Origin of the sequence: Niveibacterium umoris (assembly GCF_014197015.1) — a bacterium.
GTDB classification, from domain to species: Bacteria; Pseudomonadota; Gammaproteobacteria; order Burkholderiales; family Rhodocyclaceae; genus Niveibacterium; species Niveibacterium umoris.
This window is the reverse complement of sequence record NZ_JACIET010000001.1, coordinates 85,701-105,436: the sequence shown is the minus strand read 5'-3', so window position 1 is coordinate 105,436 and position 19,736 is coordinate 85,701. Positions and strand designations below refer to the sequence as shown.

The window sequence follows — 19,736 nt, the reverse complement described above, 5'->3', positions numbered from 1 at the left end:
CCATGACAAGCACTACCAAGGCTGTGACTTCGCCGATCCGCTGGGTGCCGACGCTCTACTTCGTGCAGGGCATGCAGTTCTTTGTCGTCATGCTGATTGCCGGCCTGATGTACAAGAACATGGGCATTTCCAACGACCAGATCGCCCGCTGGACCGGCCTGCTGGGCCTGGCCTGGGCGCTCAAACCGCTGTGGAGTCCCTTCCTCGAACTGGCCCGCAGCAAGAAGCTGGTCGTCGTCGCGATGCAGTTCACCGGCGCCGTCGGCCTGCTGCTGATGGCGCTCGCGCTGCAACTGCCGATGTACTTTGCGGCCAGCATCGCGGTGCTGTTCCTGCTCGCCTACGCTTCTGCCACCCACGACATCGCCTGCGACGGCCTTTACATGGCGAGTCTGGACAGCGCGACCCAGGCTGCCTACGCGGGCTGGCAGGGCGCGTTCTTCAATGCCTCCAAGTTCCTGACGCTGGGCGGCCTGCTGGTGCTGGCTGGCCATCTGGAACGCGCAGTCGGCGTGCAGCCGGCGTGGTCGATCATCTTCGCCGCGCTGGCCGTGCTGCTGGGCCTGCTCGCGACCTATAACGCCTTCGCCTTGCCCGGCGCGCTCAACACCGCGCACGGCGACCTGACCGCCGCCGGCATCGGCCGCACGCTGGTCGAGGTGATCCGTGATTTCCTGAAGAAGCCGGGCATCGCGCTGGCCTTCCTATTCATCATCCTGTTCCGCTTCGCCGAGGGACAGGTGCAGACGATCGGGCCGCTGTTCCTGATCGAGGCGCGTGACCATGGCGGGCTTGGCCTGACCACCGAGCAGGTCGGCGGCATCTACGGCACCGCGGGTACCGCGGCCTTTCTCGTCGGCAGCATCCTCGGCGGCTACTTCACGTCCTGGCTGGGGCTCAAGCGCGCGATGCCGTGGCTGATCCTCGGCATGGCAGTGCCGAACTTCACCTTCTACTACCTGGCCAGCGCCCTGCCGCCAGACCTGTTCCACATCGGCGCCGCCGTGAGCGTCGAGATGTTCGGCTACGGTTTCGGCTTCGTCGGCATGATCCTGTACATCATGCAGGCAGTCGCGCCAGGCAACTACCAGACGGCCCACTACGCACTGGGCACCGGCGTGATGCAACTGGGCTTCATCCTGTCGAAGACCATCAGCGGCGACATCCAGCTGGCGCTGGGCTATGAACGATTCTTCCTATGGACCGTCATCGCCGGCTTTGCACCGCTGCTGCTGCTGTGGTTCGTCCGCATCCCGGCCCGCGAAAGGCACCCGCAAGGCACGCCGGCGGGCGAAGCGGCATGATGCGGCGGCTACTGCCCACCCTACTGCTGCCGCTGGCAGCCAGCGTGAGCGCCGCCACCAACGAGCGCTTTTTCGACGATTTCAGCTACGCCGACCGAGCGGCCTTCGAGGCTGCAGGCTGGCAGGTCCGCGCGGCCGCGGGGCACCCCGGCGTGCCGGGCGCGACCTGGCGACCAGAGGCGGTGCGCTTCAAGGCCGATGGCGAGGCGAGCGGCAACCAGCTACTGGAGCTCACCGCGCAGACCGATGGCAGTGCCGCCGGCACGGTGCAAGCCCAGGTGTGTCAGGCACGCAAGTTCCTCGAAGGCACCTACGCCGCACGGCTGCGCTTTGTGGACGTGCCTGTCAGCGGCCCGAGCGGCGATGCGGTGATCCAGGCCTTCTACGCGGTCGCGCCGCTGCGTTTTGCTTTCGACCCCGAGTTCAGCGAACTCGACTGGGAATACCTGCCCAACGGCGGCTGGGGCAGCCCGCAGACGCGGCTCTACAGCATTACCTGGCAAACCGTCCGCATCGACCCATGGCTGGCCTACAACCAGCCCACGGAAACTGCCGGAAAGCTCGCAGGCTGGCATGTGCTGGTGATGCAGGTCGCCGAGGGGCGGACACGCTGGTATCTCGACGGCCGGCAGGTCGCCACGCACGGCGGGCGCAACTACCCGGTCGTGCCGATGTCGATCAACTTCAGCCTGTGGTTCTCCGAAGGGCAACTGCTGCCAGAGACGGCCGGTCTGCGCCGCTATGCCCAGCAGATCGACTGGGTCTTCCATGCACGCAACAGCGTGCTGAGCCCGGAGGCGGTACTCGATGAAGTGAGCCGCTATCGGCAGACGGGCGCGGCCCGCGTCGATACGGTGCCAGGGCCGACTCCGCCCCTCCCCGCTGCGTGCGACATCTGAGGCCCGGCGCCGGACGGTGTGGCCTGTGGTCGATGCGAACAACCCGAACCGGTTGGCGTTCGGAATGCGGTGAGCTCGCCGCAGGTGGCTGACGTGCACATGCAGCGCATGGCACACTGCGCTGCGTAAGCGAACGGGACAAGCGCGCGCCCCCTGAACCGCCGTCCGGCGCGCTGCAGACGAACAAACGGACCGATCGCTCGGTCCGCTCGATTGGAGGGCCGCCGGTTCAGCCCGGCACGCTCAGCTCTGCAACGAAGTCATAGGTGTCGCCACGGTAAAAGGACTGGCACATTTCCACCGCACGACCGTCGCGCAGGTAGCCCAGTCGCTCCACCAGCAGACCGGCATCACCTTCCTTTGCTTCGAGCAGGCGGGCCTGCTCCTTGTTCAGGAGCAGCGCACGAAGGCGCTGCAGCGCGCGTACCGGACGATGCCCCGCCGCTTCGAGCGCTTCGTACAGAGAGTTGTCGACTGCGTCCAGCGATGGCAGGTAGCTGGCGACGACCGTGGCGTACTCGATCGCCATCGGCGCTTCGTCGGCGTAGCGCAAACGGTGATAACGATAGACATGCGTCCCCGGGCTCAACGCAAGCTTCATCGCTTCATCCGGCGTTACCGTGCCCTGAACCTTCTTGAGCCATTCGCTGTGCGGCACACGGCCGCGCGAACGCATGTCTTCAGAGAACGAGGTCAGCTTCGCGAAGTTCTTGTCGATCCGGGCACGAACGAAGTTGCCCGACCCCTGCCGACTGACCAGCAAGCCCTCTTCGGACAACCCGTCAATCGCCTTGCGCACGGTAATCCGCGAGACCCCCAGATCGTTTGCGAGTTGTCGCTCGGAGGGCAGCGCATCGTCCGGCGCCAGGACGTTGGTTTCTATGGCTTCTCGCAGCGCGCGCTGGAGTTGCTGATAGAGAGGAAGGCTATTCTGCGGATCGAGGCGCTGCAGGATCGTGGACAAATCGCTCATGTCTTCGGTGCTTAAGTTCGCGTGTTCTGGGGGATGCGCCAGGACGGGCCATGCATTGCCCCGCCTTGGTGCGACAAATAATACCAATAAAGCTCCACTCGCTCCAATAGGGCTTTCCCAAAGCGTCTTGCCGGACTATGCCAGTAGGGCAAACCAAATCGGCGATCGCTCACGATGTTGCAAACAGGCAATTACCCTATTGCAAGGCTCAGCGCTCCGGTGGTAGTGTTCTGGCACCAACTGGTATCACATTGGAGTTATAACCAGATGGATGCCAAGAGAGGCAGTTGACACCCCGTTCTGGCCGGGGCGTTACGTTGATCGCAGCGGACCGCGAGCAGACGGGTCCGAACACAAAAATCGAGGAGATGGGGATGTATTTCAAGAGAAGGCCGATCGCGACCGCAGTTGCACTCGTGATGATGGGCGCCAGCGCCGCAGCGCTCGCGCAGGAAGCACCGGTCGCCGCGGAACAGCAACCCGCCAAGGCAGCCAAGGCCACCACCAAGGGCGCTGAGAAGGACCAAACACTCAACACCATTGTTGTGACTGGCATTCGTGCATCCCTACAGAAGTCCCTTAACGCCAAGCGCAATGCCGAGGCTGCAGTCGAGGTTGTGACTGCCGAAGACATCGGCAAAATGCCGGATAAGAACGTCGCCGACTCGCTGCAGCGCCTCCCCGGCGTGACGATCAGCTCGGCCGGTGCAGGCGAAGGTGGTTTCGATGAAGCCGACCGCGTCAGTTTGCGTGGCACCAACCCCAGCCTCACCCAGACCACGATCAATGGTCACATGGTCAGCTCCGGCGACTGGTTTGTCCTTAACCAGGTTGGCACGGTCGGCCGCAGCGTGAGCTTCTCCCTGCTGCCGTCCGAACTCGTGGGTCAGGTCATCGTCCGCAAGAGCGCCACCGCAGACCTCGTGGAGGGGGGTGTCGCCGGCACCGTTGACATCATCACTCGCAAACCCCTTGATTTTAAGAAGCGCTTCAGCGCCGAAGTCAGCGCAGGCGCGGTTTACGCTGACCTGCCCGAGAAGACCGATCCACAGTTCAGCGGCCTGGTGAGCTGGAAAAACGAAGACAACAGCTTCGGCGTCATGCTGCAGGCCTTCTCTGAAACGCGCCACCTGCGTCGCGACGGCCAGGAGATGCTGGGCTACAGCAAGATCGATCCGGCCAGCCCGATGGCTCTGTCTCACCCTGATCTTGCAGGGGTGTATTACCCCAACGCCATCGGGTCCGCGCTGTTCGAGCAGGAGCGCAAGCGCACCGGCGGCCTGATCGACGTGCAATGGAAACCCTTCGCCGACTTGACTCTGGATCTGACCGGCTTCACGTCGCAGATGGACGCGACGAACTACAACCGTAACTACCTAGTCTGGCCAAGTCACATCATCAACGGTGGCAAGGGACAAGCACCAGATCCCGGCTATGTTGTGCAGAACGGCACCCTGACCAGCGCTACGTTCTCAAACCAGCCTGGCAGCCAGTATGCGATCGTCGACAACATCTACCGCCCAGGCGCAAATTCGGAAACCTCGTTCTTCAACTTCGATGCCAAGTACCGCTTCAGCGACACGCTGACGGTCAAGGGCAAGATCGGCACTTCCAAGGGCAAGGGCGAGACGCCGAAGCAGGCGGTCTTCGAGGGCGATGTGTTTGACACAGGTGCCGCCTATACGCTGCACGGCATCGGCCAGCCCGCGGATTCGCGTCTGCTGCAGGGCAATCCCTCGGTCTTCACCGGCACGAAACTCGACTGGATCTTCGGCGCGAGCCCTGCCCGCACGAATGACGAAGAGAACTGGTTCCAGTTCGATGGCGAGTATCAGGTCGATATGGGCCCGCTCACCGCCCTCAAGTTCGGTATCCGCGGTGCACAGCACAAGCGCGATGCGGTGTGGATCGCCCAAGGCCCGCTCTGGTCGAGCGACCCGTTCAACAACCTGCCCGCCTGGAATGGCACGACCTATCCGTCGAACTTCGGCAACTCCCTCGGCGGTAACTTCATTAAGAATCCGTGGCAGCTCGATCCGGCGATCCTCGAAGCTTGGGGCGACGCGCACTCGAACCGCGACCCTCTGGAGCGCGAGTACTTCCCCGGAGAATTCAGTCTTAAGGAATACGCCACCGCGGCGTACGTGATGGGGCAACTTGAGGGCAAGGGCTGGTCGGGCAATCTTGGCCTGCGCTTCGTCCGCACCGACGAAAAGGTCACGCAGAACGTCGGCATCGACCCATCCGTTTGCGCCCCACTCAAGCCTTGCTCCGCCGTGCCAGGAGCAATCACCACTTCAGCGTTCGGCTCTTTCTACCGCAACGATGTCAGCAACGCCTATAACGACGTCCTGCCAAGCCTGAACCTGAAGTTCGACCTATCGAAGGATCTAGTGGCCCGCGCCGCCCTGACCCGCACGATGGCCCGTCCGGACTTTTCGGCGCTGGGTGGCGCAATATCACTTGACGATACGAACCACACAGGTTCGGGCGGTAACGCGAGCCTCAAACCAATCCTGTCGACCAATGCAGATTTGTCGATCGAGTGGTACTTCGCACCAAAAGCCCTGCTGTCAGCAGGCGCCTTCTACATGAACCTCGACAACTACGTCAGCTACGGTGTCACGAAGCAATCCTTCCTGAACATCAAGACGAACCAGTACGAGGTTTACGACGTTACCTCGCCGACAAACAGCAATGGCAAGGTCAATGGGTTCGAGTTCGCCTATCAGCAGCCCTTCGGAGCCGGCTTCGGCGCGCTGGCAAACTACACCTACGCCAACGCCAAGGAAAAGGGTGGTGGCCCGCTGGTTGGCGCCTCGAAGAACACCTACAACCTGACCGGTTACTTCGAGAATGATTTCCTGAACGCCCGTATTGCTTACAACTACCGTTCCGAGTTCTATAACGGCCTAGATCGCAGCACGGCCCAGTACCAAGCAGGTGTGGGAACGCTGGCAGCCTCGTTTGGCTACAAGTTCTCGGACAACTTTGCGGTGTCGCTTGATGGCATGAACCTGAACAATCCGAAGCTCAAGTACTACGCCAACAACGAAGACCAGCCGACCGCGTTCTACGTCAATGGTCGTCAGTTCTACCTGAACCTCCGCGGCAAGCTCTAAACGCCGCGGCGGGCGCTCATCGGCGCCCGCCCGGCGTCTCGCCGGATCGCCGATCGCCCGACCCCGCCACAAGCACCCCGGGTCGGAAACGAACCAGCGAGCGTTACCGGCACCTCCTGTGGCCCAGCGGAGGAACATCGCTGCATCGGAACCCGCCTCGACCGAACACCTCCGGTCGGGGCGGTTTTTTTCATCTTCGCGACTGATACAAACAGAAGAACCAATAATGCGCGACGAATTCCGGCATCTCGCCCATCACATTCCCGGTGACGGCCTTCTTCAACGCCCCTGAGACTGTGTCGCGTCATTGCAGTGAACCGGACGTACGCCGGGAATTCGGGAACTGGACCACCGGCAAACAGCACTTAGATCGCTTGCGGCCGAAGCGCCCGTGAAGTGAGACCGGCACGCGGATCGAAAACCAGAACGTGCCGTGGTGCTGAACAAGGTAAGCCATGAAGCGTCTCCTGATGTGTCGAAGGAACGCTTCCGGTGCCGTGTAACACCATTCTGTAACACCAAAGCAAAAGAGCCGCTGAGCGGCTCTTTTGAATGCCAAGCCCCACAAGGGATTGACAGGTGTTATGGCGGAGAGGGTGGGATTCGAACCCACGGTACGCTTGCACGTACGCCTGATTTCGAGTCAGGTACAATCGACCACTCTGCCACCTCTCCGCGGTCTCGAAATCTAGCCCGCCATTATACAGCGCTTTTTAATTTGCGCCAGTACTTCATGAAAATCATGCCGACGGGCGCAGCGCCGTGAGGCCGCCCATGTACGGGATCAATACTTCGGGCACCGTCACTGAGCCGTCTTGCTGTTGATAGTTTTCAAGCACGGCGACCAGCGTACGCCCGACCGCAAGACCTGAACCGTTGAGGGTGTGCACAAGTTCGTTCTTGCCCTGTTCGTTCTTGAAACGAGCTTGCATGCGCCGTGACTGGAAAGCCTCGCAGTTCGAACAGCTGGAGATTTCACGATAGGTGTTCTGGGCCGGGAGCCAGACCTCGAGGTCATAGGTCTTGGCCGCAGAAAACCCCATGTCGCCGGTGCACAGCGTGATCACGCGGTACGGTAACCCCAGCGACTGCAGGATGGTTTCGGCGTGACCGACCATTTCTTCCAGCGCTTCGAAGGATTTGTCCGGATGGGCGATCTGGACCATTTCGACCTTGTCGAACTGGTGCTGGCGGATCATGCCACGCGTATCGCGGCCGTACGACCCGGCTTCCGAGCGGAAACACGGGGAATGGGCAGTCAGTTTGATTGGCAGTTCATCAGCCCGAAGCACCGAATCGCGAACCGTGTTGGTCAGGGGGATTTCGGAGGTGGAGATCAGGTACTGCGTCACCACGTTCTCGCCGCCGCCCTTTTCAACACGGAACATGTCCTCGGCAAATTTCGGCAGCTGGCCTGTGCCGTAAAGAACTTCCGGATTGACGATGTACGGGGTATAGCACTCGGTGTAACCATGCCGCGCGGTGTGGGTGTCGAGCATGAACTGCGCGAGCGCACGATGCAGGCGTGCGACCTGCCCTTTCAGCAACGAGAAGCGCGCACCGGCAAGTTTCGCGCCGCCGTCGAAATCCAATCCGAGGCGCTCGCCAATGTCCACGTGATCGCGGACCTCGAAGTTGAATGCCGGCGGCGTGCCCCAGCGGCGGACTTCGACGTTGCCGGACTCGTCCTTGCCATGCGGCACGGATTCATGAGGCAGATTCGGAATGCGCATCAGGAAGTCGTTCAAACGCTCCTGCAGGGTCGCCAGATCAGATTCATTCTTCTTGAGTTCGTCGCCCAGGCCCGCCACCTCGGCCATGACGGCCGAGGCGTCCTCGCCCTTGCCCTTGAGCATGCCGATCTGCTTGGAAAGGCTGTTGCGCTTGGCCTGCAGTTCCTGCGTCCGGGTCTGGAGTTGCTTGCGCTCATCCTCCATCGACTGGAAGGCCGCCGCATCGAAGGCAAGGCCGCGCGCGGCGAGGCGCTGCACCACAGTATCGAGTTGGCTGCGCAGAAGCTGGATATCAAGCATGTGTATGTCCTGTGTTTCTTGGCTATGGGCGAATTATGCCCCGAAGCTCGCACGGCACCGGAGAAAGCGCTCGCAAGAGGATGATCCGCAAGGAAATTCGGCGTTGCGACACCGATTGGTGCGGCGCACTATTTTATTAGCAATTTCAATCACTTACAAACGCGCAATAGGAATTGATGGGTTGCATTGGCGTGCGACTCGCCTAGCCTTAATCATGGCTTGATCGCACCAAGACGATCCGCCGACACCAACAGAGGAGCCGCCATGCTGTCATTGCGGGATTGTCTGGACTATTGCGATCTGACCGAGGAAGACGTCGATGTGCTCGCCGAACACGAGCACCTGCCCCACGACGTTGCGGCCCATGTGGCGTGCGGTCTGGTGCAGACGCCGGACGGCATCGTGCTGATCGATCATGTGATGGAAGATCTCATCGAGCAGGCGCGGCATAGCGGCCTGCTTGATAAAGCCGAACACGTTTCACACGTGTATGCGCGGTTCAAAGCCACGCACCCGCTCGCTCATTGACCCTCCGCCTCGCGTGCGTTGCGGTCTAACCCCTTCAGGTAAGCGAGCTTCTGGGCGATTTTCGCCTCCAACCCGCGGTCAGTTGGGTTGTACCAGCTGACCGCGGGCATCCCGTCAGGCAAGTAGTCTTCGCCCGCCGCATAGGCATCTGGTTCGTCATGGGCATAGCGGTAGGCTTTGCCGTGCCCGAGTTCCTTCATCAGCTTGGTTGGCGCATTGCGCAGATGCAGCGGCACGGGGCGGCTCTGATCCTCGCCGACGAACTTGCGCGCCGCCTTGTAGGCCATGTACACGGCATTCGACTTGGCTGCGCACGCGAGATAGATCGTCGCCTGCGCGAGCGCCAACTCCCCTTCGGGCGAACCAAGGCGCTCATAGGTCTGGCACGCCTCCAGGCACATCGTCAGCGCACGCGGATCAGCCAGCCCAATATCCTCGACTGCCATGCGGACAATGCGGCGACCGAGATAGAGCGGGTCGGCGCCGCCGTCGAGCATGCGCACCAGCCAATACAGCGCAGCATCGGGGTTGGAGCCGCGAACCGATTTGTGGAGCGCAGAGATCTGGTCGTAGAACGCGTCGCCCCCTTTGTCGAAGCGTCGCAGGTTCTGCGCCAGCGTGTTCTGGACGAAGGCCGCGTCGACCTGCTGCACGCCAGCGGCGTCCGACGCCGTCTTGAGCGTTTCCAGCACATTTAGGAAACGCCTCGCGTCACCGTCGGCCCAACCGATCAGCCTTTCAAGCGCCGGATCGTCAAAGGCCAGCCCTGCGAGCGCCTCGCGCCGCGCACGTTCGAACAGCGCACGCATGTCGTCGGTGGTGAGACTCTCCAGCACATACACCGAAGCCCGCGATAGCAAGGCCGAATTCACTTCGAACGACGGGTTCTCGGTCGTTGCACCGATGAAGGTGAAGAGCCCGGATTCAACAAAGGGCAGGAAGGCATCCTGCTGCGCCTTGTTGAAGCGATGCACTTCATCGACGAACAGAATCGTGCGCCGCCCCTGAGTCTTGTAAATCTCGGCGCGCTGCACCGCCTCGCGGATCTCCTTGACGCCCGAGAAAACCGCCGAAAGCGCAATGAATTCCGCGTTGAAATGCGTGGCCATCAGGCGCGCCAGCGTGGTCTTGCCGACACCCGGCGGCCCCCAAAGGATCATCGAATGCGGTCGCCCGGCCTCAAGCGCCAAGCGCAACGGTTTGCCCGGCCCCAGCAGATGACGCTGGCCGACGACTTCGTCGAGAACGCGCGGCCGCAAGCGTTCTGCGAGCGGTGCATTGTCCGCGTCAGGGTGAGAAAACAGATCGGCACTCATTGCTTTGCCCCTCGCGCAGCTCTTGCCAGGATCATGTGGCAACGATCAACCGGCCGCTCGACGAAGATCGCGGCGGAGCCCGGTCTGTTCATGGAATCGGACACGACGGCCGGCTCTCATGCGCATCTGGCGTCGGAGGCGCCTTGCGTACGAGCGGGCCCCACGACTCAAGCGATCTAAGGCAGTGCGGATTCAATCGCCAACAACGTCCGCGCCCTTGGGCGGCGTGAAGTGAAATTCTGCCGTATCGAGCTTGGGGTTGCTCTCGAAGCTCGTGAACTGGATCAGCGTTGTCTGCCCGAAATTGTCACGCACTTCCATGTTGCGCAACTGACCGGCGCCGAAGCCGATCCGCACCCGTTCAAAACCGGCATCCTGCTGTTTGGGCGTCGCCTCGACCCAGGCAAGTCCATCGGACTCCCCCGCATCCTTCAGCACGAAATTGCGTTCGAGCTGGCCATCGCCAGTCAGCAATGCGGCGGGCGTCGCGCCGAGCGCTTGCGTCATCGGCTTTACCGTCACCTGGTTCAGATCCTTGTCCCAGGTCCACAGCTTCTGCCCGTCGCCCACAATCACCTGTGCATAGGGTTGCTCATAGACAAAGCGGAACTTGCCAGGCCGCTGGAAAACGAAGGTGCCGGACGCCTTCTGTGTCGTCTTGCCATTGCGAGCCACCACCGTTTGAGCAAAACGCGACTTCGCGGACTTGGTCTGCGACAGGAACAGTTTCAGATCATCCATTCCCGCGGCCGCAAGCGCGCCGGGAAACGAAAAAGCGGCAACAAGCACCGCCACCTTCAGTTTAGACATGCATATCCTTTGAATGCGTCACGCACGACGGTTGCGAGTCAAGACGCGGCGGCATCGGGTGTCGCGTCTGACGCGTCCACTCACTCTTCGCGCTGCTGATTGGGGGCGATGACTTCGCGCCCGCCACTCGGCCCCATGGCCGACACCAGGCCAGCCTTCTCCATCTGTTCGATGAGCCGCGCCGCGCGGTTGTAGCCGATGCGCAAGTGACGCTGCACCAGCGAGATCGACGGACGTCGCGTCTTCAGCACGACATCGACCGCCTGGTCGTACATCGGGTCGGACTCCGCATCCGCCTCTGCGCCGCCCGCCTCGCCGACCAGATCACCGCTGCTTTCATCGGCACCAGTGAGGATGCCTTCAACATAGTCTGGCGCGCCGGTCTGCTTGAGGAATTCCACCACCTTGTGGACCTCTTCGTCCGCCACGTAGGCCCCGTGAACACGGGTCGGCACGCCTGTACCAGGCGCCAGATAGAGCATGTCGCCCATGCCAAGCAGAGCCTCTGCCCCCATCTGGTCGAGAATCGTGCGCGAGTCGATCTTGCTCGACACCTGGAAGGCAATGCGTGTCGGAATGTTGGCCTTGATCAGGCCGGTGATTACATCGACGGATGGGCGCTGCGTCGCCAGGATCAGGTGGATACCGGCCGCGCGCGCCTTTTGTGCGAGTCGCGCAATCAGTTCTTCGATCTTCTTGCCGACCACCATCATGAGGTCGGCCAGTTCGTCGATCACCACCACGATCGCCGGCAGCGTATCGAGCGGTTCGGGGCTCTCCGGCGTGATCGAGAACGGATTGGTGATCGGCTTGCCGGACTTCTGTGCGTCAGTGATCTGCTTGTTGAAGCCGGCGAGATTGCGCACACCCAGCGCCGACATCAGCTTGTAGCGACGCTCCATCTCGCCGACACACCAGTTCAGCGCATGGGCAGCGTGGCGCATGTCGGTGACGACCGGCGCCAGCAGATGCGGAATGCCTTCGTAGATCGACAGCTCCAGCATCTTGGGGTCGACCATGATGAGGCGGACCTTGTCGGGCTCGGATTTGTAGAGCAGCGACAGGATCATTGCGTTGACGCCGACCGACTTGCCCGAACCGGTCGTACCGGCCACCAGCAAATGCGGCATCTTGCCCAGATCGGCCACCACCGGGTTGCCGCCGATGTCCTTGCCGAGGCCGACGGTCAGCGCCGAGTGCATGTTGTGATAGGCCGCCGAGCCGAGGATCTCCGACAGCCGCACCGTCTGCCGTTTCGGATTCGGCAGTTCCAGCCCCATGCAACTCTTGCCGGGAATCGTCTCGACGACGCGGATGCTCATCACCGACAAGGCGCGCGCCAGGTCCTTCACCAGATTCACGATCTGGCTGCCCTTGACGCCCACCGCCGGCTCGATCTCATAGCGTGTCACCACCGGGCCGGGGTAGGCGGCGAGAATCTTGACCTCGACGCCGAAGTCCGCGAGCTTGCGCTCGATCAGGCGCGATGTGTATTCAAGCGCCTCGACCGACGGCGGTTCGACATCGTGCGAAGCCGGATCGAGCAGCGAAAGCGCCGGAAGACCGCCCACCGAGGGATCGGCAAACAGCACCTGCTGACGTTCCTTCTCGACACGCTCCGAACGCACTACTTCGACCACCGGTGGTTCGATCTTGATCTGCACTGGCGGCGCATCTTCACGTTTCTTGCGCTCGCGCTTGACCTTCTCTTCGCGCTTCACGGCGACCTGCTGGCCGGCGCGCCGGTCCTGCCAGGCCTGGATACGCAAACGCAAATCCCCCCCGCCGTTCTCGACCCAGTAGCCGATACGTTCGAGCGCGTTGATCCACGAGAAACCGAAGAAGAGGCTCAAGCCCGCCGCCCAGGCTGCGAGCAGCACCAGCGTCCCGCCCGTAAAGCCGAGCTCGTTGGTCACGATGCGACCCAGCTCGATGCCGATCACACCGCCGGGGTCTCCCGGCAGCGATGCGGTATGGGAATAGAAGCGAACCGCCTCAAGCGCTGCGCTCGCAAGCAGCACAACAAAGAAGCCGGCGACGATCAGAAAGGCCGATCGGCGACTGCTCGCGAGTTCCTGCCGCCAGCGCCGCAAACCGGCAACGATGCCCCACGCCAGCAGTGCAACCCACCACCAGGCGGACATGCCGAACAGCGACAGGAGCAGGTCAGAAAACCAGGCGCCGAACCGCCCACCGGGATTCAGCACCCGCTCGACACGCACGGCGTGCGACCAACCCGGGTCGGTCTTGTGATAGCCGAACAGGATCAGGCCGAGGTAGATCGACAGCGCGCCGAAAAACAGCCAGCGCGCCTCACGAACCAGACCTGCCATGCGTTCTGGCAGGGGTTGGGACGGGGCGCGCATCGAACCGGAAAACAGCATCTGAAACCGCTAAGAAAGTTGGATGGGCTCGGCAGCGCGCGTCTGCACGCCACAAGGCCGATCAGAGATCGTCGATGCGATCACACAGCACGATGCCGTCGTCGGTTTCCTGAATCAGCCCCTGCACCTGCAAGTCTTTCATCACCCGACTGACCATTTCGCGCGAGGCGCCGATCATCTTTGCAATGTCCTGCTTCGAGATCTTGCGGCGCACGACCCGGTCGCTGCCATCTTCGGCAGCCATGTCGAGCAGCAAGCGTGCAACCCGGCCATACACATCCATCAGCGCAAGGCTTTCGATCTTTCGATCGGCGACGCGCAAGCGGCGGGCAAGATTGCGCATCAGATGCAGCGCGACCTCGAAATTCTCTTGCAGGATACGGCGGAAATCTGTCTTCGAGATCGTCACCAGATCGGCAGGCGTTACTGCGACCACGGTAGCCGAGCGCGGCTCTTCATCCACCACGCCCATCTCGCCGAACAATTCGCCCTGGCCGATCATGGTCAGGATCACTTCGCGGCCGTCTTCGTCAGAGACGAGAACTTTCAGGCTGCCGGTGAGGACAAAGTAAACGTAATCGGTGCGGTCACCGGCACTCACCACGCTTGTGCCACGTGGCGCCCGGCGCATGATGGCGCATCGCGCGATCGGCTGGAGTTTTTCGTCGGACAGACCCTGGAAGATCGGAAAGGTCTTCAGGGCGGTTACCGAGACGGGTTGGCTTGTGCTCATGACATTCTCCGGGTCGCGATGCCAGCGCGTATCGCATATCTGCGCGCGGAAATTGCGGCAGTAGCGTTCAGCGCGCGGATTATCGCACAAGGACTATGCCAATCGAACGCAGGGCTTGCGCCCAGCCCCCTCGGCTATAATTTTTGGCTATCGGACAGGGAGAAACGACCATGAGCACCACCACTCGCCACGCAGGCCTCATCATTCTGGGCTCGGGCCCTGCGGGATATACCGCCGCCGTATATGCGGCACGCGCCAACCTCAAGCCGGTGCTGATTACCGGCATGGCCCAGGGCGGGCAGTTGATGACGACCACCGATGTCGATAACTGGCCGGCCGACGCCGACGGCGTGATGGGGCCCGACCTGATGGCGCGCTTCGAGAAACACGCCGCGCGCTTCAACACCGAGATGGTGTTCGATCATATCCACACGGCAAAACTCGATGCGCGGCCGTTCACGCTGATCGGCGATTCAGGCACCTATACCTGTGACGCGCTGATCATCGCGACCGGTGCAACCGCGAAGTACCTCGGGCTACCGTCCGAAGAGGCATTTGCCGGGCGTGGCGTTTCGGCCTGCGCGACCTGCGACGGCTTCTTCTATCGCAATCAGGAAGTTGCCGTCATTGGCGGCGGCAACACCGCCGTCGAAGAGGCGCTCTACCTCGCCAACATCGCAAGCAAGGTGACGCTGGTGCACCGTCGCGACAAGTTCCGCGCAGAGGCAATCATGATCGACAAGCTGCACGAAAAGGTAGCGGCCGGCAAGATCGTGCTCGAACTCGATTCCACGCTGGACGAAGTACTCGGCGACAAGACGGGTGTCACCGGGATGCGCGTGAAGAACGTGAAGACCGGCGCCAGCAAGGACATCGAACTCAAGGGCGTTTTCATCGCGATCGGTCACAAACCGAACACCGACATCTTCAAGGGTCAGCTTGAAATGGACGAGACCGGCTACCTGATCACCGAAGGCGGGCGCAATGGCAACGCCACGCAGACCTCGGTCAAGGGCGTATTCGCGGCCGGCGATGTGCAGGATCACGTCTATCGCCAGGCAGTGACCAGTGCAGGCACGGGCTGCATGGCTGCACTGGACGCCGAGCGCTTCCTCGACAGCCACGGCAAGACCGCCTAAGCGACGCGAAGACCCCGGCACAGACCGGGGCGCACCGCCCCCGACGACAATGAACAAGCGACCACCCAAGGCGGGGCAGTTAGATGCCCTGCGCGCGCTCAAGCCCCAGCTTCCGGCCGCCCCTGCGCTGATGAGGAAGAAGCCGCAAGCGCGCACACCGGAATCTGACGACGCCGACATCGACTTTGCAGCGGCCGTCGGGGGCGCGAAGCCGCTTCGCGCGCACAACCGTGCTGAGATCGCGACGCCCAAGCCTGCGCCAATACCGCGTGCCCGGCCGGCAGAAGACGCGCCGGAAGCACCGTGCGCGAAGCCGGCGGTGCCGATGTCTGACGCAGCGGCGCTTCGCGATGCTTTGAAGGATGTGGTAGCACTTCGCGACGACGGGCGGATAGATCCGGACAGGCTTGGTCGGCGCGTGCCGACAGGCATGCCGGCGACGCAGGAAATCGGCACAGACACACTGGCCGCCTGGCTTGACCGCGCCGAACACCCACATGATCCGGCGGCACTGTTCAGGCATGCGGTGGGCCCAGCGGCGCCGCTCCGTGACACAGGACGCGTGCACCTCGCCCCGCCTTCTCCGGCTCCGCAACCACGACAACGTGAAGCTGACGACCAGCAGGTGCTCGCCGACAGCATCGTCGCGCCGCTGAGTTTCGAAGACCGGCTCGACATGGGAGACGAGGCTGTGTTCATCCGCGCCGGAATCCCGCGACGGGTGCTGACCGATCTGCGGCGCGGTCGCTGGGTGGTGCAGGCGGAACTGGATCTGCACGGCATGGACCGCGAGGAAGCCCGCACCTCGCTGGCTCAGTTTCTCGCCTTACGCTTGTCGCGTGGCGAACGTTGCGTGCGGGTCATTCATGGCAAGGGACTTGGCTCCCCGGGGCGCATCGGCGTCCTCAAGCAGCTATCGCGTAACTGGCTCGCCCAGCGTGAAGAGATCCTCGCGTTCTGCCAGGCAAAGCCCCACGACGGCGGAGACGGCGCCGTGCTGGTTCTGCTGCGCGCCCCCAAACCTTCGGCCTGAACGTTCAGGAGCCTCAAATGAAACAAGGCCGCCTGAAGGCGGCCTTGCGTGGAGACGAGGCTCGAATACGACGGTCAGATGGCCGCTTCGTCGGTCTCGCCGGTACGAATCCGTACGACTTGTTCGACCGAGGTGACGAAGATCTTGCCGTCACCGATCTTGCCGGTACGTGCCGCCTTGATGATGCCTTCGATCGCCTGATCGACCACGGCATCCGCCACCACCACTTCGATCTTGATTTTCGGCAGGAAATCAACGACGTACTCAGCGCCGCGATACAACTCGGTATGGCCCTTCTGGCGGCCGAAACCCTTCACCTCGGTCACCGTCAAACCGGTGATGCCAACCTCCGACAGGGCTTCGCGAACTTCGTCGAGCTTGAATGGTTTGATGATCGCTTCGATTTTCTTCATCTGCTGCTCCTCCGGGATTGTGATCAGTACTCGTCCTGATACCGCGCCGTGATCGGGTAACGCCAGTCCTTGCCGAACCCGCGACGCGTCACGCGAATGCCCACCGGCGATTGCCGGCGTTTGTATTCATTGCGCTTCAACATGCCCACCACCCGCCGCACATCATGCTCGGGATAGCCCGCAGCGATGATCTCACGCGGACTCTCGTCCCGCTCCATGTACGCTTCGATGATCGCATCGAGCACCTCGTAGGGCGGCAATGTGTCCTGGTCGGTCTGGTCGGGCTTCAGTTCGGCCGACGGTGCGCGCGTGATGATGTTATCCGGGATCACTTCACCGTTGCGATTGCGCCACCGTGCCAGCCGGTACACAAATGTCTTGAAGATGTCCTTGATGACCGCGAATCCGCCCGCCATGTCGCCATACAGCGTAGCGTAGCCGACCGCCATCTCTGACTTGTTGCCGGTGGTCAGAACCAGCGAACCGGTCTTGTTCGACAACGCCATCAGCAACATGCCGCGGATGCGCGCTTGCAGGTTCTCCTCGGTCGTATCCGCCTTCAGGCCCGCGAACATCGGCGACAGGATGGCACTGAAAGTGTCCATGGCCGGTGCGATGATCAACTCGTCGTAGCGAACCCCAAGCCGCTCGACCAGAAGCCTGGAGTCATCCAGGCTCATCTGCGCGGTATAGGGGGAAGGCATCATCACCGCCCGCACACGATCGGCACCGAGGGCATCGACCGCGATGCACAGCGTGAGCGCGGAGTCGATCCCGCCGGAGAGCCCGAGCAGCACACCGGGGAAGCCGTTCTTTCCAATGTAGTCGCGTACGCCGAGCACCAGCGCGTCCCACACGTCGGCCTCGATCTCGCGGGGCGCTGCCAAGGTTCCGCTCGTGACATCACCATCGGCGTAGGTCACGACATCGAGGCTTTCCTCGAACGAAGGCGCCTGGTAACGCAGGCCGCCGGTGCGCCCGAGTGCGAACGAAGCGCCATCGAACACCAACTCGTCCTGACCGCCGACCAGGTTGCAGTACACCACCGGGATGCCGGTGCCGCTGACCCGATCGCGCAAGACCTCGTGGCGGATCTGCAGCTTGTCCATGTGGTAGGGCGATGCGTTGATGGCCAGCAGCAGCTCGGCGCCCGCCGCGCGCGATGCCTCGGCCGCACCTTCTTCCCACACATCGGCGCAAATGTTCAGTCCGACGCGCACGCCGCCGTGTTCGAAAACGCAAGCGGAAGTCCCTGCGTCGAAATAGCGCTCCTCGTCGAACACTTCGTAGTTCGGAAGCCGCAGCTTTCGATAGGTCGCCACAATCGCACCGGCGCGCAGCACTGATGCGGCGTTGTATCGATGATCCCCTTCCAGGAGCGGATGCCCTACGACGATCGCGAGCTGATCGTCGGTTTCAGCCGCGAGCCTTGCGAGCGCCTTATCGCAATTGCGATAAAAATCCGGGCGCAACAACAGATCTTCGGGAGGGTAGCCGCAGAGGCTCAGTTCCGGCGTGACAAGGATGTGGGCACCCGCAGCGCGCGCTTGCGACGCCGCCTGACGAATGCGTTCGCCGTTGCCATCGACATCGCCGACAACGCAATTGATTTGCGCGACTGCGATCTTGAGAGGTTCGTTTGCCATAGTGCGAACTATACCGCGAGCGCCGGAAGGCGCAGCGTCAAGCAAAACGGGGAGGCGTTTCCGGCTCCCCGTTCGGGCAATACACGTGCAGCGGTGGATCCGCTGCGCGATCCGATCAGTTGTTCTGCGACAGGAAGATGGCCCACAGCCCGGCCAGCGCGGCTGCGCCATCGGTACCAGAAACCGTCTTCATCGTCTGCACCGCCTTGGCCTTCTTGCCCGCAAGGTAGTAGGCATAACCAAGGCGCAGCTTGGCATCATCCGGGCGCTTCAATCCGCCCTTTGCGATCCCTGCTTCCATCATTGCCAAGCCCTTGTCAGCCTGACCGTGCAGCACATAGTTGAACCCGAGGTTCACTTGCGCGGTGCCATCCTTGGCGGCAATCGCTTGCGCATCTTGCGAGCCCAGTTGCTGCTTGTCCTCGGCGAGTTGCTTGTTGGTCATGTCACCAAGCCGGCGGTGGCGATCGGCATCTGCGCCCTGCCCCATGATCTTGGCCGCCAAGCCTTCGTCGAGCGCCTTCTTGGCTTCGATCGGGTAACCCGCCTGCAGCGCCAGCGCGACCGCGTCTTCATACTCTGCCGAAGTCTTGATGGTGCCGGTCGCACGCTGCAAACGCGCAAGGTCGAGCCCCAGACGATCGCCAAGTCCGCCGTGCTGCTTGGCTTCATAGATGACCGACTGCCAGTATTCCTTCTTCGGGTAGTAGCTCAGCAGCTTCTGCACGCTCTTGGCGTAATTCGCCTGATCATTGAGCTTGAGGTACGCCGTCGCCAGCATCTGAAGCTGCTCTTCGCTGGGCTTGCGCTGCGCCTGCTCTTCAGCGCGGATGTCAGCGCTGAGCGTCTTGGCGGTGTTGGCAAAATCCCCTGACAGGTACATCGACTGCACATAGATCGTGCGCAGCGACGCATCCGCGGCGCCTTCCTTGATCGCACGACCGGCAATCGCAGAAGCCTTGGCGTAATCACGCCCGCTGTAATACTGGCCTGCCGCCGCCGAGACCAGACTGGCTCGTTCGCCTGCCGGCGCACCCGGCAAAGCCGCAGCAGATTCAAACGCGCGCGCAGCCGCGAGCGAATCACCCGAGGTGGCGTACACCTGCGCCTTGACGCGCTCGACGAGGTACACCTCGTAGGGTGAGCGATCCTTGACGGCTTCCGCATCCTTCAGCTTGGCCAAGGCCTCTTTCGTCTTTTTGGACTTGAGCAGATCGAGCGCGGATTGGACAGGTTTGCCCACTTCCGGCCGCACCGACGCCGCCTTCGCACCTTCTTCGGCCATTGCAGTCACCGGGGCCAACACACCCGTGCCCACAACCCCGGCAAGGATCGCGGCAGCAAGATATCCCTTGATCATTCGTTACCCTGATCTAAAGCACAAAACAAAAAACGCGGCGGGA

Annotated in this window: 15 protein-coding genes and 1 tRNA gene; 6 read left to right on the top strand and 10 right to left on the bottom strand. The window is 62.2% G+C overall.

Annotated elements, in window-relative coordinates; all coding sequences use genetic code 11:
- Positions 1-2: 2 nt before the first annotated feature.
- Together GGR36_RS00460 and GGR36_RS00455 are read left to right on the top strand one after the other, a co-directional pair.
- A complete protein-coding gene (locus GGR36_RS00460) occupies positions 3-1,304 on the top strand; it encodes an MFS transporter (RefSeq protein WP_183630720.1) in 1,302 nt (433 codons plus the stop codon).
- Complete coding sequence (locus GGR36_RS00455) at positions 1,301-2,203, top strand: glycoside hydrolase family 16 protein (RefSeq protein WP_183630718.1); 903 nt, start codon at positions 1,301-1,303, stop codon at positions 2,201-2,203. Before GGR36_RS00460 ends, GGR36_RS00455 begins: the two co-directional genes overlap by 4 nt.
- 229 nt (positions 2,204-2,432) lie before the next feature.
- Here GGR36_RS00455 and GGR36_RS00450 read toward each other — a convergent pair whose 3' ends face one another.
- Positions 2,433-3,176, bottom strand: coding sequence for a GntR family transcriptional regulator (locus GGR36_RS00450; RefSeq protein WP_183630716.1), 744 nt, complete (start codon positions 3,174-3,176; stop codon positions 2,433-2,435).
- Between the two features lie 374 nt (positions 3,177-3,550).
- On the opposite strand from GGR36_RS00450, the gene GGR36_RS00445 reads away from it, so the two are divergent.
- Complete coding sequence (locus GGR36_RS00445; protein WP_207064351.1) at positions 3,551-6,298, top strand: TonB-dependent receptor; 2,748 nt, start codon at positions 3,551-3,553, stop codon at positions 6,296-6,298.
- 585 nt (positions 6,299-6,883) lie between these two features.
- Here the strand turns inward: GGR36_RS00445 and GGR36_RS00440 are convergent.
- Both GGR36_RS00440 and serS read right to left on the bottom strand, forming a co-directional pair.
- Positions 6,884-6,973 (bottom strand) — tRNA-Ser (locus GGR36_RS00440).
- Between the two features lie 65 nt (positions 6,974-7,038).
- Positions 7,039-8,331 carry a serine--tRNA ligase gene (gene serS, locus GGR36_RS00435; protein ID WP_183630714.1) on the bottom strand — a complete coding sequence of 431 codons (1,293 nt, stop codon included), beginning with the start codon at positions 8,329-8,331 and terminating at the stop codon, positions 7,039-7,041.
- Between the two features lie 264 nt (positions 8,332-8,595).
- On the opposite strand from serS, the gene GGR36_RS00430 reads away from it, so the two are divergent.
- Positions 8,596-8,859 carry a hypothetical protein gene (locus GGR36_RS00430; protein ID WP_183630712.1) on the top strand — a complete coding sequence of 88 codons (264 nt, stop codon included), beginning with the start codon at positions 8,596-8,598 and terminating at the stop codon, positions 8,857-8,859.
- Here GGR36_RS00430 and GGR36_RS00425 read toward each other — a convergent pair.
- From GGR36_RS00425 to GGR36_RS00410, 4 genes are all read right to left on the bottom strand, one after another.
- Complete coding sequence (locus GGR36_RS00425; RefSeq protein ID WP_183630710.1) at positions 8,853-10,175, bottom strand: replication-associated recombination protein A; 1,323 nt, start codon at positions 10,173-10,175, stop codon at positions 8,853-8,855. The genes GGR36_RS00430 and GGR36_RS00425 overlap by 7 nt on opposite strands.
- Before the next feature lie 192 nt (positions 10,176-10,367).
- Complete coding sequence (gene lolA, locus GGR36_RS00420; RefSeq protein WP_183630708.1) at positions 10,368-10,985, bottom strand: outer membrane lipoprotein periplasmic chaperone LolA; 618 nt, start codon at positions 10,983-10,985, stop codon at positions 10,368-10,370.
- Between the two features lie 80 nt (positions 10,986-11,065).
- Complete coding sequence (locus tag GGR36_RS00415) at positions 11,066-13,369, bottom strand: DNA translocase FtsK (protein ID WP_183630706.1); 2,304 nt, start codon at positions 13,367-13,369, stop codon at positions 11,066-11,068.
- A gap of 61 nt (positions 13,370-13,430) precedes the next feature.
- Positions 13,431-14,102, bottom strand: coding sequence for a Crp/Fnr family transcriptional regulator (locus GGR36_RS00410; RefSeq protein WP_183630704.1), 672 nt, complete (start codon positions 14,100-14,102; stop codon positions 13,431-13,433).
- A gap of 170 nt (positions 14,103-14,272) precedes the next feature.
- On the opposite strand from GGR36_RS00410, the gene trxB reads away from it, so the two are divergent.
- Positions 14,273-15,241, top strand: coding sequence for a thioredoxin-disulfide reductase (trxB, locus tag GGR36_RS00405; RefSeq protein ID WP_183630702.1), 969 nt, complete (start codon positions 14,273-14,275; stop codon positions 15,239-15,241).
- A gap of 130 nt (positions 15,242-15,371) precedes the next feature.
- Positions 15,372-16,274 carry a Smr/MutS family protein gene (locus tag GGR36_RS00400; RefSeq protein ID WP_183634833.1) on the top strand — a complete coding sequence of 301 codons (903 nt, stop codon included), beginning with the start codon at positions 15,372-15,374 and terminating at the stop codon, positions 16,272-16,274.
- A 74-nt stretch (positions 16,275-16,348) separates the two neighbouring features.
- Here the strand turns inward: GGR36_RS00400 and GGR36_RS00395 are convergent, their stop codons facing one another.
- From GGR36_RS00395 to GGR36_RS00385, 3 genes are all read right to left on the bottom strand, one after another.
- Entirely contained in the window at positions 16,349-16,687 is a 339-nt protein-coding gene (locus GGR36_RS00395) for a P-II family nitrogen regulator (RefSeq protein ID WP_183630700.1), read from the bottom strand.
- Between the two features lie 23 nt (positions 16,688-16,710).
- Positions 16,711-18,333: an NAD+ synthase gene (locus GGR36_RS00390; RefSeq protein ID WP_183630698.1), complete on the bottom strand. Its 1,623-nt coding sequence runs from the start codon at positions 18,331-18,333 to the stop codon at positions 16,711-16,713.
- A 115-nt stretch (positions 18,334-18,448) separates the two neighbouring features.
- Positions 18,449-19,693, bottom strand: a complete 1,245-nt coding sequence (locus GGR36_RS00385) for a hypothetical protein (RefSeq protein WP_183630696.1) — start codon at positions 19,691-19,693, stop codon at positions 18,449-18,451.
- Between the last annotated feature and the right edge of the window lie 43 nt (positions 19,694-19,736).